Source organism: Spirochaetales bacterium, from assembly GCA_016930085.1.
Taxonomy (GTDB): Bacteria; Spirochaetota; Spirochaetia; order SZUA-6; family JAFGRV01; genus JAFGHO01.
The window spans coordinates 24,905-41,116 of the sequence record JAFGHO010000067.1; the positions used below are offsets into that span (position 1 = coordinate 24,905).

Sequence of the window (16,212 nt, forward strand, 5' to 3'; positions counted from 1 at the left end):
TGAGAGTTTATCCCGTCTTGTGTCGGGGACTGCTGTACTTTCTCGACCGTATTTGATAAAATCATTGAAAAAGCTGTCAATGAAAAGGGAGTTGAATCATGAATGAAATAACCGTGTTGCCATTGGCCGAATACGGCCGGAAATTCATTCCGGATGAGTTTCTTCCGGAAGGAAAAGACGAGTATTATATCCGTAACGAGCAACTGGGAAAACCCGATTATCCATGGCGGCGACTCGAATCGGAAGAAATCGAAAACCTTATTAAAAACGGGAATACGAGCGAAGACTGGAGCAATATTTTCGTCACACAGAATTTCGAAGACCACCTTGTCAAGAACTGCCTGTTTTCCGGTATCGTCAGAATCGGCCGGCTGGATAACGTCGCCCTCGAGCACCATAATCTCCAGGTGCCCGTCGGTATCACCAATTCGACGATTATTTCATGTGACATCGGGGATAATTGCGCGATTCACAATGTCAATTATCTCGCCCATTATATTATTGGAAACAATGTCATTCTGCTCAATATCAATGAAATGCATACAACCGATCATGCAAAATTCGGGAACGGCATCGTCAAGGAAGGGGAGAATGAGAATGTCAGAATATGGCTCGAACTCATGAATGAAATGGGCGGACGCGCGGTGCTTCCCTTTGACGGAATGATCCCGGCAGACGCTTATATATGGCTGAAATTCCGGCATCATGCGGCATTACAGCAACAACTCAGGGAAATTACACAAAATCAGACCGACAACCGGAGGGGGTATTACGGGTCGGTCGGTGATTGCACGGTCGTGAAAAACAACAGGATCATCAAGGATGTCAAGATCGGTTCGTGCTGTTATATCAAGGGAGCGAATAAACTGAAAAACCTGACCATCAACTCGAGTGAAGCCGAACCCACACAGATCGGAGAAGGGGTGGAACTCGTCAATGGCATTATCGGATACGGGTGCAGGGTGTTTTACGGGTGTAAAGCCGTTCGTTTTGTGATGGGAAGAAACTCGAACCTCAAATACGGCGCACGGCTCATTCATTCGTACCTGGGCGACAATTCGACGGTATCGTGTTGTGAAATCCTTCACAACCTCATTTTTCCCGCCCATGAACAGCATCACAACAACTCGTTTCTGATAGCTTCGCTGGTGATGGGGCAGAGTAATCTCGCGGCCGGGGCAACCGTCGGTTCGAACCACAATAGCCGAGCCAATGACGGCGAGATCCAGGCCGGAAGGGGATTCTGGCCCGGACTTTGTACTACGCTCAAGCATTCGTCCCGCTTCGTGTCGTTTGTCCTTATCGCAAAGGGGAACTATCCCGCGGAATTGAATATACCGCTTCCTTTTTCCCTGCTCAATACTAACGAAGGAAACGATACCCTCGAAGTGATGCCCGCCTTCTGGTGGATGTATAACATGTATGCCCTCGCGCGAAACACATGGAAGTTTCGAACCCGCGATAAACGGAAGATCAAGGTTCAGCATATCGAGTTTGATTCGCTTGCCCCGGATACAATCGAAGAAATATTTACGGCACGCAGACTGCTCGAGATATGGACGGCAAAGGCATTTTTCAGATCGCAAGGGGAGGCCTTTGACCGGAAAGACGGCGATGAGCTTTCGGAAAAGGGAAAAGAACTCCTTAACGGGCCGGAAGGGGCAATGAAAGGGCTCGAAGTCCTTGGTGAGTATATGGAGAAAAGCGGCAGGAAAGAAGTAATTCTCAAACCGCGCGACGGGTATCACGCGTACGGCCGGATGATTCATTATTATGCGATGAAGGAACTGCTCGCATACATGGATGAAAACAAGACGGTGACAATCGAAGCGCTTGGCAGAAAATTCTCACCGGTCCGTGAGGCCGGATGGATCAATTGCGGGGGACAACTCATCAAGGAAAAGGATGTTAAGACGCTCTGCGATAATATCGGAAGCGGAATGTATAAGAGCTGGGAAGAAATTCACAAAGCATATGACGAACTCTGGGCCGCGTATCGGCACGATAAATGCGCCCACGCCTTCGCAACGCTCCTTGAGATTCTTGGAACGGATTCCCTTTCATCCTCTTTATGGATGGAACAACTCGATGAGGCGGTGAAAACCCAGGAGTATATCCGCGATCAGGTTTACCTCTCGCGAAAAAAGGATTATGAAAACCCCTTCAGACAGGCGACCTTTGACTCTGCCGAAGAAATGGAGGCGGTGATTCATACGGCGGAAGATAACTCCTTCGTGCTGCAGGTAAAAAAGGAAACTGAGGAGTTTCGGCGGCTTGTCGATGATATACGGAAACGGGGATAGGGAAGACCGTCCCGTTGATCATCCTTCAGCCCATAAACTCGTTTCCTACCTTTCGGGCGCGTTGCGGTTTGTCCAGGTTGATTCCCGCGGCTAGACCGATTTCGACAAGAAGATTCCAGCCCGCACAAAGGTAGACATACGGGGCCATCTCGCCCGCCCGGGGGACCACAACCGTCGGAAAGGGCGTCGCGTGATCGGCGATTGCCACAACGGTCAATCCCACCCCATCGACAAGCACCTCCTGGAACTTTTGTATCTCGTCTTCGATGGGATCGACAACGAAGACGATTTCATCCGGGTCCATCACCTCTTCAATCCCGTGCACGGCATAGGTGCCTTCGAGAAAATCCGATTTTTTTCTGGTGATTTCATTCGTTTTCAGCGTCAGTTCTTCCGCGACCCCGTCGTTATAACCGGCAAAATAGATGACCGGCGCGTTTTTCGCCTTCTCGACGATCGTGCCGTCGATGGTAAGCGTCAGAGCCTCCTCGATTTTTTCCGCAAGACCTTTAACCCCCTCTTTCATATTCATTCCCGCAATATGACTGATAATAGACTGATAAAAAAGGGCCTGTTCGACCACACTCTTTGTCGCCGCGACGGCCTCTTCCCATCCGCAGCCGAGAACAAAGGTTTCTTCGACTTCACGGGAAAGGACGGTGTCCTCGTTTGCCGTCAGACCGAAACATCGCCTGTTGCCTGAAGCGGTCAGTTTTTTTGCGAGCAGCACCACTTCCCTGGTCCTTCCCGAATTCGAAGCGCAAAACACCGCAGAGTCCCTGAGATTGTACAACGCGGACTGCCGGGAGCCGTCGGTCGCGATACTCAGGGGTAGCCCCCACGTATGGGCTTTACGAATGGTATTCTTCGCGGGAAAGATACGGCTCGACCCCTCCCCGGTAAGAAGCAATCTGCCCGCCTCCTTTATCTTTCCGGCAACCGTCATGGTCTTTCCGGGATCGAATTTTCTCACCACATCCACGGTATCCATCATCTCCCGCGAAAGCGCGTACTGCGAATATCGGGCTTCATTCAGATTCATAGCTTCCTCCTCATCGGTTTTCTGATTATCGACCCTGACCGGTTCGAACGGAACTCAGTATACATAACTTTATTACAATAATCAAGAAACCCGCTCGCCTTCGGCCCGCGAAAGGATTCGGCCGGATACCCGCTTTTCCGAAATATTTTTTTTCGAACTCCGTCCCCGTGTTTTCGGTTTCCGCGTCAGTGGACAACATTCACCCCATACTGCTCGAGGAGGGGGATGATCTCGGAACCGGAATGATCACTCAGCGGATTATCGCTGACATTGACCGTTTCGAGCCGCGGAAGGTCGATGAGTACGGATAAATCCGTGATACGGTTTGACCGGATATCGAGATTCCACAAGTACGGAAAGCCGCTTAACGGCGAGATATCGGTGATGTTGTTGCCGCCGAGATCGCACATAGAGAGGTTTCTGTTTCCGGCGAGCGGCGTTATATCCGTTATCCCGTTTCCCGCGGCGTGGAAAAAACTCAGGGACGGCCAATTCGCAAGCGGCGAAAGATCGGTAATAGTGTTGTTATTTATCGAAAGCGAATCGAGGCTTTCGATTCCGGAGAGGAATGAAATATCCGTCAGGCCGCACTTGTCAAGCTTGAGATCGATGAGTTTGGGCATTTCCAGAAGCGGACTGAAATCGGTGATATCGTTGCCGGAAATATCGAGTCTGCCGAGATTTGTCATCGCCAGAAGGGGGCTTATATCCGTCACATTATTACCGCCGATATAAAAACCGGTATAACTGTGAAGCAGCTTGTTCAAAACACTCAGGTCACTGATCTCGTTGTCGTTGAGGTACATATTGGTGAAATAGGTACCCTCGAGAAAATCGAGGTTCGTGATATTGTTTGATTCGAGGTGCAGTGCCCAGATCATATAAAGGTTCGAGTCCGAAAATGATTCATAGTCCTCTATGGGGACGGCATTGAGGGAAAGGATATCGAGGTCGATGCCCACCCTGCGAAGCGGACGGACACGAGTGATCGGATTCCGGTCGAGATACAGTTCGCAGAGATACGGGAGGTCGCTGTTGTTGAAAGGACTCAGGTCGCTGATATTGTTTTCCTCGAGGTGGAGGTAAAAGATATTGCCCGTCATGATGGGGGTAATATCCGAGATATTGTTTTCCCTGAATTCCATCTGTGCTATTCCGTCAAGGTCCGATAAGGGCTCCAGACTCGTTATATCGTTCCCGTTCATGCAAAGCCTGTCCAGTTCCGAAAGGTGCCTGAGCGGTTCGAGATCCGAGATATTGTTGTCATTCATATAAAGATTCACCAGTGAAGCCGGTCCTTCAATACCGGACAGGTCGCCTATCATGTTGTTGTTCGCTCTCAGGCTGGTGATAAGGGAGAGTCCGGCAAGGGGGGTAATGTCCGTGATCCGGTTGTCACTCATCTCGAGTATTTTCAAAGAGACGAGTCCCGCAAGGGCGTCGATGTGCGTGATGCGGTTGTTGTTCATGTACAGTTCCGTAAGGGAGGTGCAGCCCGAAAGGGGGCCGATATCGGCAATAGTGTTGTTGTTGACGGACAACTCGCTCAGGGAGACAAGTCCGGCGAGTGCGGTAATATCCGATATAGCATTATTATCGAGATCAAGGGATGTGAGGGCCGTTTTCCCGGCAAGAGCGGAAATATCGGTGAGTTCATTATATTGCAGTTCACATCCTGTCAGTCCGTACATGTTTCTGAGACTTTCAATATTCCGGATAGTATTGTTCGATAGAGAAAGCGAGGACAGGTTCACGAGTGGGGCAAGCGGCGTTATATCGGCGATACGGTTATAACCTACATCGAGAGAGGCAAGCGATGTCAGGCCGGAGAGCGGCGATAGATTGGCAATCCGGTTGTGGCCGGCGTAAAGTCTGGTAAGGTGCGATAATCCCGCAAGGGGACCGAGGTCCGTGACAGAATTACCGCCGCAGGACAGATATTCAAGATTCACAAGATTCTTTATTGGAAGTAAATCGGAAATGGCGTTGTTTCCGATATAAAGGGTTTTGAGATTGAGGAGTCCGGCAAGGGGTGAAATGTCGGTAACGGCATTGCCTGATACGGCGATGTACGTCAGATTCGCAAGCGAAGAAAGCGGGCCCAGATCGGCGATAGTGCTGCCGGTGAATACGATCTCTTCGAGGGCGGGAAGGTGTTCAATCCCGCTTATATCCGAAATATTCGGTTGACGCTGCCGGAGGGAGGTGATGTTTTCGACTTCAAAGGCGTAAATATGGCCGGTGGACTTGCTGATGGTGAAGCGGATGAGGCTTTCGAAGGCCGGATCGGGAAAGGTGAGTATTTCCTGCTTCCCGCAATATCCCGGGAATTCGCTTATACTCCCGATATAATATCGAGCCACCAAAAGGGCGTCCACAATGTCGGCCTTTCCGTCATCGTTTACATCCATGTTTTCAGGGGCAATATTGGGAGGGTTTGTTCCCACATAATACTGCGCTATCAGAAGGGAATCGACAATATCGATACGCCCGTCATTATTCGCATCGCCGCAGGTCTGCCCGAAGGCGGTCACTCCCGGAAAAACGATTATAATGAAGAGAATCAAAAGGGAAACAACGCCTGGTTTCATTTTTTTTTCCTTTTTTGATATATATTCGAACTGTATTTCAGTTGTCCGTTTATTTTTGCATCAATGAAAGGTAAACGTATCATTGTATAACTCATCCCGTAAAAAGAAGGACGTTAACCTGTCATTCGAGATATTATATACCATATTGTATCAGCCGTCAACAAAATGTTATTACAGAATCGTTTTCGACCTCCGTCCCCGTTATCTCAACCTACATCCCCCTCCCGGATGAGAATAACATACTTGATCATACCCGTTAAATGTAACATACTCCTTATTGAAAGAGCCGGAATCATTCAATTTTGGGACGCGCGTGGGTATAATGGGAAGGTGCATGTCTGCATGGAAAGTAAAATATAAAATCCTATATTTTACTTTAAGGCCGTAAAGTAAAATATGGAATACTATATTTTATGTTGGGGAAAGAAATGGATACAAAGGATTTCATGGCCGGTATTTATAAAAAGGCAGATAATTATCGGTATTTTATGCCTGAAAAAATCAACCGTGCATTTATCTGGACAGATACTATGCTAAACGAAATCTTGGAAAAAGCATCGTTAAAACTAGGCGAACTGAACTCATTTTCACGACTTGTGCCGGATACCGATATGTTTATCCTTATGTATATTGTCAAGGAAGCGGTTATTTCAAGCCGTATTGAAGGAACACGGACTAATATCGAGGAAGCCTTTGCCGAAGAAAGTGATATCGATCCTGAAAAGAGGGACGACTGGAAGGAAGTGAAAAATTATGTCAACGCGATGAACCAGGCAATTAATGACCTTGAGAAGCTGCCTTTATCAAACCGGCTTATAAGAAAAACTCATGAGATATTATTGTCCGGAAGCAGGGGCGAAACAAAAACACCGGGAGAATTTCGTAAATCCCAGAACTGGATCGGCGGGGTAAGTCTCGGCGATGCCGTTTTTATTCCTCCGTCACATATTGAATTGCCTGAATTATTATCGGATTTCGAGAAATTTCTGCATAACAGCGATATCCATGTTCCACATCTGGTAAAGATAGCAATTGCCCATTATCAATTCGAGACTATACATCCATTCCTCGATGGTAACGGAAGGATTGGACGGCTTCTTATAACACTTTACCTTGTCGCTAACGGAATCCTGGAGAAGCCTCTGTTGTATCTTTCGGATTTTTTCAATAAAAATAAAACATTGTATTATGACAATTTGACTTTTGTACGCACCAAAAACGATCTCAATCAATGGATCAGATTTTTTTTGACGGGCGTTATCGATACGGCGGAAAACGGCGTTGCGACACTAAGGAAAATAATTGCACTAAAAGAAACGATCGAGCATGATCATATCATGAAGATGGGAAAACGGCTTCAAACGGGACTTGCCCTGTTGCATGGAATATTAAGACAACCTCTGGTTTCGGCAAAAGACGTACAGGAAATGACACGTCTTTCTCCAAAGGCCGCAAACGATATTATAGATATTTTTATAGAAAAAAATATACTTGTCGAGACCACAGGGTATAGACGAAATCGAAGTTATTTGTTCGAGTCATATATCAGGATGTTTTGACTTTGAGAATATTTTTATATGCTACTTCTTTATTAACCCGGGAGACTTGTATTTGAGTAGTGAAAGTAAACAAATAAGCAATCCTTTTTCAACAGGTGGAGGTGGCATATATTTCGAAACACGCGTACAGTCGCTTTTTGTTGCGCTTATGCTTACGGGAGGATTTGCTCCATGTTTACCATGCTGCCCGATTACCAGGATTAAACTTCAGGGAAGATTTGCCGGATTCAATACTGATGATATGATCGTTTATATGAGTGATACATCGGGTAAGGAACGAAAACTTCTTGGACAGATCAAACATACAATAAGTATAACCGAAAGCGAAGAGGTTTTTAGAGAAGTAATACAGGCCGCATGGAATGATTATAGTAATCCGGATATTTTTACAAAAAATGAAGATGTTTTTGCACTTATTACCGGCCCTCTCAGTGTGACTGATATCAATGATACAAGAACGATACTTGAATGGGCGAGGGCTTCAGGAAATGCAGATGAGTTTTTTACCAAAGTGAAACTGGCAAGATTTAGCAGTAAGCAAAAGAAAAAAAAGCTGGATGTATTCAAGCTCAATCTAAAGAAAGCTAACAAAGAAAAAGATATACCCAATGAAATTATTTTCGATTTTCTTAAACATTTCAATCTTATCGGTTACGACCTTGACATCAAGTCCGGTGTCACATTGTCACTATTACATTCTATAATTGGTCAGTATTCACAGGATAATGCAGAATCAATATGGACAAGAATTGTCGATGAGGTTCAATCGGCAAACAAAAATGCAGGCACAATAACAATGGATATGCTTCCGGTGGAATTACAAAACATTTTTGGCAAGAAAGAAATCAATACAATACCTTCTGATTTACCAAAACCAGAGATTGAATCTATTTCTCCAGACTGGACACACCATAAATATGCTGTTCCATTATCAATCTCAGTTATTGCAGGTGCATGGAACGAGCAAAATCAAATGGATTGCGAGATTGTCGGCAAACTTGCAGGTGAAAATTACGAATCATGGATAGTCAAATTAAGAGAAATACTTCATGAATCGGAGAATCCTCTTGATTTTCGAAACGGACGCTGGAATATAAAAAACAGAATAAATCTGTGGGATATGCTGGGCTCGAGGATTTTTGGCAATAATCTGGATACATTCAAGGAATGTGCAATCAAGGTATTAGCGGAATATGACCCTCAATTTGATTTAAAACCAGAATAAAGATTTGCAGCAGGTATCCATGGAAAGGTTTTGAGTTATTCACGTGATATACGTAAAGGTATGGCAGAAGGGCTTGCCTTGATGGGCACAAGATCAAAATCGTTGATTAATTGTACGGAACAAAAACCGGAAGCTGTTGCTGTTCTTACGATAAGAGAAATTTTTGATAAAGCCGGTTGGAAACGCTGGGCAAGTCTGAACGATTTGCTTCCAATATTAGCCGAAGCATCGCCCGTAGAATTCCTTACTGCTGTGGAGCAGGCATTACAACAAAATGAATGCCCTTTTGATGAATTATTCGCACAGGAAGGAAAAGGATTATTGGGAAGTAATTATCTGTCCGGATTATGGTGGGCTTTGGAAGCTCTTTCATGGGATGAGGAATATATAACTCGAACATGTGTCATTCTTGGAGAACTTGCATCTCATGATCCTGGCGGGAATTGGGCCAATCGACCAATTAATTCCTTAACTTCGATTTTATTGCCATGGCATCCTCAAACAAAAGCAAATAGTGATACAAGGATCGCCGCTTTCAAGGCTGTCCTTTTAGAATTTCCCGGAATTGCCTGGAAACTGGTCATTAATTTACTTCCTGAACAACATCAAACTTCATCCAGTACATATAAACCACAATGGCGTAATCCAATACCTGGAGATTGGAAACCCAAAGTAACAAACAAGGAATATCAGGATCAAGTTGAAAAATATGCAGATATAGCTGTTTATATGGCTGTTACAGATCCTTCCAGGATTAAGGATTTGGTTGAAAATCTTGATAATCTGCCTGAATCATCCTTTGACAGGATATTGAGACATATTTCTTCAAAACAGGTAACATCGCTTCCTGAAAATGAACGGTTGCCCATTTGGATAAGTTTGAAACAATGTGCCAGAAAGCACCGGCGGTATGCAGACACACAATGGGCTCTGGATGCTGTTTCAGTATCAAAAATAGAAGCGGCTGCCAAAAAGATTGCACCTGAAAGCCCTGAGGGGCGTTACAGAGAACTTTTTATAAATAGAAGCAATTATCTTTATGAAAGTAATAGTGATATACAAGAACAGAATGATAAATTGAATGAAAAACGACAAAAAGCTGTACAGGAAATAATGGATAAAGATGGAATTAATGGGATTATAGCTTTTACACATACTGTTGAATCTGCTGAGCAGGTAGGATGGGCACTTGGCGCAATAGCAAATGACGAAATCGATACTTATTTGTTGCCTGAATTTTTAACGGATAAGACAGAAAAAATCAAACGCTTCATAAGCATGTATATATTAAATCGATATTGTATATATAGATGGGAATGGGTTGATGGGTTGAATCGCTCTCACTGGACCATGGATCATAATTGTCAGTTCCTCATGTGTTTGCCATTTGTCATCGATACATGGCATAGAGTAACAAAATGGCTAAACGAAGATGAAAATCAATACTGGAAAAAAGTTAATGTTAATCCATATGATTCAGATGATGACCTTGTTTTCGCAATCGATAAACTTATTGAGGCAGGAAGACCTCAAAAAGCAATTGATTGCCTGTGTTACAGAAAATACAAGAAATTGCCACTAGATAGGGATCGTACAATGAAAGCTTTATTTAATGCAATATCTTCTGAAGAATCATCGGCTTATATAGATTCTTTAAATGCTATAGAACTTATTAAAGAACTTCAAAACGATCCTGAAGCCGATCCAAACGATCTTTTTAAAATCGAATGGGCATATTTACCCTTACTCGATTCTCATCACGATGCCGAACCAAAGTTTCTTGAGAAACAACTCGCTTCAAACCCTGGGTTTTTCTGCGAATTGATTCAACTTGTGTTTAAATCCAGCAAAGAAGAAAAAAATGACATTAATATAAATGAAGGAAGCAAAAATATTGCGGAGAATACATGGAGACTTCTTCATAATTGGAAAAGGCCGCCTGGAATGAATGAAAATGGAAATTTCGAATCAAAATATTTTAAGTCATGGCTTGAAATTGTAAAAGAAAAGTGCAGGGAATCCGGACATTATGAAGTAGCTATGAGGAAGATAGGTGAGGTGCTTGTATATTGTCCTGCCGATAAAGAGGGACTCTGGATTGATAAAGATATTGCAAGAATGCTGAATGAAAAGGATGCCGATCCTATGAGAAGGGGATTCAATACAGAAGTATACAATTCGAGAGGTTTTCATGCAGTTGATCCAAAAGGTAAACAGGAAAGGGAAATAGCTGGTAAATGGAGGGAAAAAGCATATGCTGTCGATAATGAAGGTTTCGCACGATTTGCCGCATCATTACGCGAGTTGGCCGGTTCTTTTGAACGTGAAGCAAGGATGTTTAAAAATATATTTATTGATGAATTCGGATTGGTAACTGGTGAGGAAGATACAGACTAAATCTAAACTTTTACATGTGAAACGAATATTATATTTATCTATCCATTATCAGAAACCAATCTTCCCTGATACTCCGGCCGTATAAAAATCCTTCTTGTAATACCCGCAGAATAATAAAAAAGGCGGCAAGGAAGCCTCCTTGGGGCCGTCTTTCCGGCGTCCCCGTGCTTCCCGCACCGCCCTTTCAGATGAAAAGGAATCAAGGCCGCAAGGCGGCCCCGATTATTGATGTTCGCCCGCAAGCCGCATGGCGGCTGTAACCAGCGATATAAACTCCTCCCGGTAGCCGTATTCGTCCTTTCCGCGTGAGCCCCCGGCAAGATCGAGCACCTGCTCATAGGACGCATCGGCCTTGTGTTCCGAGTTTCTGAGGAGCAGTCCCCATTCGGCGACCGCCGAGGCGAACCGGAAATTGTCGGAGGAGGCCGTTAGCGGGATATCCTCATCGCGAACGGGGATTTCTATCAGGATGCTTGTATCCCCTTTCGGTTTTTTGTAGCGGAACTTCATTGTCATGATTTCGTCCGTATTGTATGCGCCGTCGTTTATCCTCGTTTCCTGGTATTTCAGCTCCGTCCCGCCGCCGTCTCCAATCGAAGGAACGATTTCATAGAGGGCGGTAACGCTGTGTCCTGCGCCGAGTTCGCCCGCGTCCTTTGTGTCGTCGGCAAAATCTTCCTTCGCCATCACGCGGTTTTCGTATCCGATCAAGCGGTACGAATCGACGCGTGCGGGATTGAACTCGATCTGGATTTTCACGTCTTTCGCGATGGTAAGCAGGGTGCTTCCCATCTCCTCGACGAGGACCTTTTTCGCTTCGGAGACCGTGTCGATATAGGCGTAATTGCCGTTTCCCTTGTCGGCGAGTTTTTCCATCTTCGAATCCTTGTAGTTACCCATACCGAAGCCCAGAATCGTGAGGAAGATGCCCTTGTTTCGTTTTTCCTCGATCAGGCGGACCAGTTCCGCGTCGCTTGACACACCGACATTGAAATCGCCGTCCGTCGCGAGGATCACCCTGTTGTTTCCCTGCGGATTATAGTACTTCTCCGCCGTTTCATAGGCGAGCGAGATTCCCGCCCCGCCCGCGGTCGAACCGCCCGCCGAAAGACGTTCCAGCGCCCCGATGATCTTGCCCTTATCCGTTCCCGCTGTCGGGGGAAGGACAAGACCGGCCGCCGAGGCGTACACCGCGATAGCGACCCTGTCTTCCTGCCGCAGCTGATCGACGAGCAGGGAGAAGGCCTTTTTGAGAAGCGGCAGCTTGTTCTGGCTTTCCATCGACCCGGAAGTGTCGATGAGAAAAACGAGGTTGTTCGGCGGGAGCTGTGTCTTCGGGATCTCCTTCCCCTGTATGCCGATATGGATGAGCCGGTGCGGGGTGTTCCACGGGCATTCGGATATTTCGGTATAAAAGGCAAAGGGGTGCTCGCCCGAGGGCTGGGGATATTCGTAGGTAAAGTAGTTGACGAGTTCCTCGATCCTGACCGCATCCGGATAGGGAAGCCTGCCGTCGGTGATAAACCGCCGCACGTTCGCATAGGAGGCGGTATCCACGTCGATGGAAAAGGTGGAGAGGGGGTTGTCGACCGCTTTCAGAAATCTGTTCTCGTAAATTCTGTCGTATTCCTCGGTATTCCAATCGGCTTCATCACCGCTTGAAAGAAGTTTGATCCTTTCGTCCGTCTTCCTTTCTTCTTCCGCGGATGCTTCGTATAGTTCCATGTCCATTCCCGATGTTTCGTCGATCATTGAATAAGCGAATATCCCCTTCTCGCCGGGTGAGGGCGGATTTTCTTCCTGGGCGGCGGTTTTCTTCTTTTCATCGGGTTTGTATTCCTTCTCTTCCTTTTTTACCGCGCTCCCCGAGCTTTCCGTTTCTTTCGATGCCGTCCTTCCCCGTTCGCCCGCTTCCGCCGGGTTTTCACTCTCCTGTTTATCCGCTTTCGGCTCCGGTATATCTTCGTCGAACGCATCGGGCACGATTCCTTCCGTGCCGGGTATCATCCCTTCAGGCGGCCCGGTGTATGTATTTATCGTGTCTTCGCTTTTCATGGTCTGCCAGAGGGGGATAAAAACCGCAAAACCGAAAACGGCGCAGAAAACCGCCGCTGCCGCGGTCACCGCGATTTTCATACCGTGTCTGCCCAGCCATTCGGTTACCGGATGGGATTTGTCCGTGAACTCTCTGAGAAGTCTTTTTTTGAGTGTTTTTCTGAATTCCTCATCCATTGTGACATCCGGTTTCGAGGAAACGAGTTTTTCGATTATTTTCTTCAATTCGGTCTCCTTTTCCTTCAATGACGGATCGACCTCATAAAGGTCGTTCAAGATTGCATGTATTGTTTCATTCATACGATGGTTCCTCCTTTTTGGAAAAATGTGGTGAAAAGAAAAACAAAAAGGAGTGCCGCAACGGAAAGGTGTTTCCGAAGACGGGCGATCACCCTCATGAACATCATCTTGCATGCGCCTTCGCTCTTTCCCATAATCTGGGCGATATCCCTGTACGGGAGTTCCTGCCAGACGCGGAGAATGAGAAGGTCGCGTTGTTCCGAGGGAAGTTTTTTCATCACCTTTTGCAGCTCCCTGAGATGTTCCCTGTTTTCCGTGTCGAGTTCGACATTCTGGCGCCCCGCGCAATCCCATACATCGTCGATGTCGACAGTCTTTCTGTGAGCTCGGTAATGATCGGTGACCAGATTCCGCGCTATCCGATAGAGCCATGACGATATGCTTCCCTTCTCAGGATCGTATTGGGCCAGATGTTCGAGCGCCTTGAGAAATGTCGTTGCCGTGAGGTCTTCGGCGATTTCCCTGTGATATGTCTTGTAGTAGATAAACCGATATATTTTATCCGCATACATATCGTAGACGCTCCCGAACTCGTCCCGCTTCACTTTTGTCTTTCTTTTCGGAAATTCTATTACCTTCATCTCCTCTACTCCCTTATTGCACCGTGATAATGCCTGATATTTCGCCGGGTCCGATGATGCTTCACGATAACGGCCTGTTTAATCAACGACTGGCCATTGGTCGATGATAAAGGCCGATTTGCCTTTCTACAGACGACCCGGCTGCAACCTGCGCCGGTTTTTTATATCCCTTGCAGTATATACGGAAATTCGCAAAAAAGGTAACACGGAAAAAATGACATCACCAAAAACATGCTTTTCCGGTTTTTTATAACGCCTATAAATCATCATTGTATTGATCCGGGTACCGTTTTTTCTGCCGCAGGAGGTTTACGACCGTGATAAAAAAAGGTATATTTTGCCGGAAGACATTTTTTTCCCGTTTTCATTACACCGATATCAGGAGGAATCAGTCACCGTCATGGTCCAGATGAACGCAATAATACGCAATGCAGCCGGCATCCATTGCCGGCCGTCTGCCTTGATTTTCAAACACACCGAGCATTATAACGGAAAGATATTTCTATCGGTGGACGGAGAAAAAACGGAACTCACCTCGATTATGGATATTATCGCCCTTGGACTGCATAAAGGCGACATGGTCATGATTCAGGTAAGCGGGCAGGGAGAGGATGAAATGATAAAACAACTTGCCTGCCTCTTTGAAACTTGTTTCGATTTTCCTCCCCGGGAAAAATCCGATCAAGGATCGTTGTAAAGAGAATCAGAAAGTACTCCTCCACATCGATCCGATTATGGATATATGGCGGGATTTCCAAAAAAAAGAGGGGATGAGAAGCTCCTTGTCGAATACAGGCGCTTCAGGCGGATACTCTTTCAGGTCCGGCAGGCAGGTTTTCTAATAGACGGCAGTCGCATTGTGTTTTCGGCCGGACCTGTTCACAAGGGTTTCTTTTTCCGGTTTTTCATTTTCTTCATCCGATTCCCAATTGATACTGTTTTCCTGGATCTCTTTCATTATTATTGAAAACAGTACGATATCCTCGGATTTACCAGTCTTATTCATTTTTTCTCCAACTTCTTTTTTTTCGTTTATCAATGCCTTTTTTTAGTAAGCATCATATAAGCATCCGCTTCTCACCCCCCGGGGCTCTATTATAAATTACTACGTTCTGTGCCAAATGGAATCAGACTTTTGTCTGATTTTTATATACAAATTATTCCTTATATAAGGAATAAAATTACCCGATATCATCCAGGCGATCACTATTGCCGGAAAATCGGCATTTACCGGATATGAATGATCGATAAGCGTCTTTCTTGAAAAAAGAATACGATCCGCTATAATAAAAGTAACGCTGTGATGCAATAAAGGAGTGGAATTTTTTGAATAACGATATAAACACATTATGCGTAAAACCCGATGAAAAGGTGGATTTGAACAAAAGAACGACCGTTTACAAAGGCGTGATGGAAAAAGAAGAGGGGAAGCGGAAGCTTAAAAAGCTGATCAGACAATTGCAGGACATGCAGGAGCTTCTCTATGCGGATTCGGGCAGATCACTCCTGGTTGTTTTCCAGGCCATGGATGCCGGCGGAAAAGACTCGACGATCCGCCATGTTTTCGGTCCGCTTAATCCGCAGGGGTGCAGGGCTGTTTCATTCAAGGCCCCGACATCTTCCGAACTGGCGCACGATTTTCTCTGGCGTATTCACGGAAACCTTCCCCCGCGGGGCTATATCGGTGTTTTCAACAGATCCCATTATGAAGACGTCCTTGTCGTGAAGGTTAAAAAACTTGTCCCCGACACATTGATCGAGAAACGCTACGGGCATATCAACAACTTTGAACGGCTGCTTCATGATGAAGGAACACGGATTCTCAAATTTTACCTTCACATTTCAAAGCGGTATCAGAAAAAACGGTTTGTACGGCGTCTTGAAAAAACGGAAAAACAATGGAAGTTCAATCCCGGTGATCTCGCGGAACGGAAACGGTGGGACGATTACATGAAGGCCTTCGAACAGGTTTTCAGGAGGTGTTCGACGAAATATGCGCCATGGTACATCATTCCCGCGGAAACGAGGTGGTTTCGTGATCTGGCGGTTGCGACGATTGTTGAATCGACCTTGCAGGATATGGAGCTTCGTTTCCCGAAACCGTCGTTCGATCCCTCATCGATTGTCATTCCTTGAGAAAAAAAAGGAGGAAGAAACCC

Annotated in this window: 11 protein-coding genes; 6 read left to right on the forward strand and 5 right to left on the reverse strand. The window is 45.8% G+C overall.

The features are described 5' to 3' along the window. Positions 1–98 precede the first annotated feature (98 nt). The gene (locus JW881_12000; protein MBN1698228.1) at positions 99–2,303 is read left to right on the forward strand and encodes a DUF4954 family protein; all 2,205 of its coding nucleotides are present in this window, start codon (positions 99–101) and stop codon (positions 2,301–2,303) included. Positions 2,304–2,328: 25 nt separating this feature from the next. On the opposite strand, the gene JW881_12005 is transcribed toward JW881_12000, so the two are convergent. Together JW881_12005 and JW881_12010 are read right to left on the reverse strand one after the other, a co-directional pair. Then, positions 2,329–3,345 carry an SIS domain-containing protein gene (locus JW881_12005; GenBank protein MBN1698229.1) on the reverse strand — a complete coding sequence of 339 codons (1,017 nt, stop codon included), beginning with the start codon at positions 3,343–3,345 and terminating at the stop codon, positions 2,329–2,331. A 185-nt stretch (positions 3,346–3,530) separates the two neighbouring features. Continuing rightward, positions 3,531–5,936: a leucine-rich repeat domain-containing protein gene (locus tag JW881_12010; GenBank protein ID MBN1698230.1), complete on the reverse strand. Its 2,406-nt coding sequence runs from the start codon at positions 5,934–5,936 to the stop codon at positions 3,531–3,533. A gap of 428 nt (positions 5,937–6,364) precedes the next feature. Here JW881_12010 and JW881_12015 point away from each other — a divergent pair, with 428 nt between their 5' ends. The 3 genes from JW881_12015 to JW881_12025 are packed head-to-tail and all read left to right on the forward strand — an operon-like array spanning position 6,365 to position 11,117. Continuing rightward, positions 6,365–7,495, forward strand: coding sequence for a Fic family protein (locus tag JW881_12015; protein ID MBN1698231.1), 1,131 nt, complete (start codon positions 6,365–6,367; stop codon positions 7,493–7,495). Between the two features lie 52 nt (positions 7,496–7,547). Next, positions 7,548–8,720 (forward strand): hypothetical protein, encoded by a 1,173-nt coding sequence (locus JW881_12020; GenBank protein ID MBN1698232.1) that lies wholly within the window; start codon positions 7,548–7,550, stop codon positions 8,718–8,720. Between the two features lie 60 nt (positions 8,721–8,780). Beyond that, positions 8,781–11,117 carry a hypothetical protein gene (locus tag JW881_12025; GenBank protein MBN1698233.1) on the forward strand — a complete coding sequence of 779 codons (2,337 nt, stop codon included), beginning with the start codon at positions 8,781–8,783 and terminating at the stop codon, positions 11,115–11,117. Positions 11,118–11,339: 222 nt separating this feature from the next. On the opposite strand, the gene JW881_12030 is transcribed toward JW881_12025, so the two are convergent. Together JW881_12030 and JW881_12035 are read right to left on the reverse strand one after the other, a co-directional pair. After that, on the reverse strand, positions 11,340–13,472 hold the full coding sequence (locus tag JW881_12030; GenBank protein MBN1698234.1) for a VWA domain-containing protein: 2,133 nt from the start codon (positions 13,470–13,472) through the stop codon (positions 11,340–11,342). Beyond that, the gene (locus JW881_12035) at positions 13,469–14,053 is read right to left on the reverse strand and encodes a sigma-70 family RNA polymerase sigma factor (GenBank protein ID MBN1698235.1); all 585 of its coding nucleotides are present in this window, start codon (positions 14,051–14,053) and stop codon (positions 13,469–13,471) included. The genes JW881_12030 and JW881_12035 overlap by 4 nt, the downstream gene beginning before the upstream one ends. 400 nt (positions 14,054–14,453) lie before the next feature. Here JW881_12035 and JW881_12040 point away from each other — a divergent pair, with 400 nt between their 5' ends. Next, positions 14,454–14,750 carry an HPr family phosphocarrier protein gene (locus tag JW881_12040; GenBank protein MBN1698236.1) on the forward strand — a complete coding sequence of 99 codons (297 nt, stop codon included), beginning with the start codon at positions 14,454–14,456 and terminating at the stop codon, positions 14,748–14,750. A 141-nt stretch (positions 14,751–14,891) separates the two neighbouring features. On the opposite strand, the gene JW881_12045 is transcribed toward JW881_12040, so the two are convergent. Further along, positions 14,892–15,059, reverse strand: a complete 168-nt coding sequence (locus tag JW881_12045) for a hypothetical protein (protein ID MBN1698237.1) — start codon at positions 15,057–15,059, stop codon at positions 14,892–14,894. A gap of 320 nt (positions 15,060–15,379) precedes the next feature. On the opposite strand from JW881_12045, the gene JW881_12050 reads away from it, so the two are divergent. Further along, positions 15,380–16,189, forward strand: a complete 810-nt coding sequence (locus JW881_12050; protein MBN1698238.1) for a polyphosphate kinase 2 family protein — start codon at positions 15,380–15,382, stop codon at positions 16,187–16,189. The last annotated feature ends 23 nt before the right edge of the window (positions 16,190–16,212 follow it).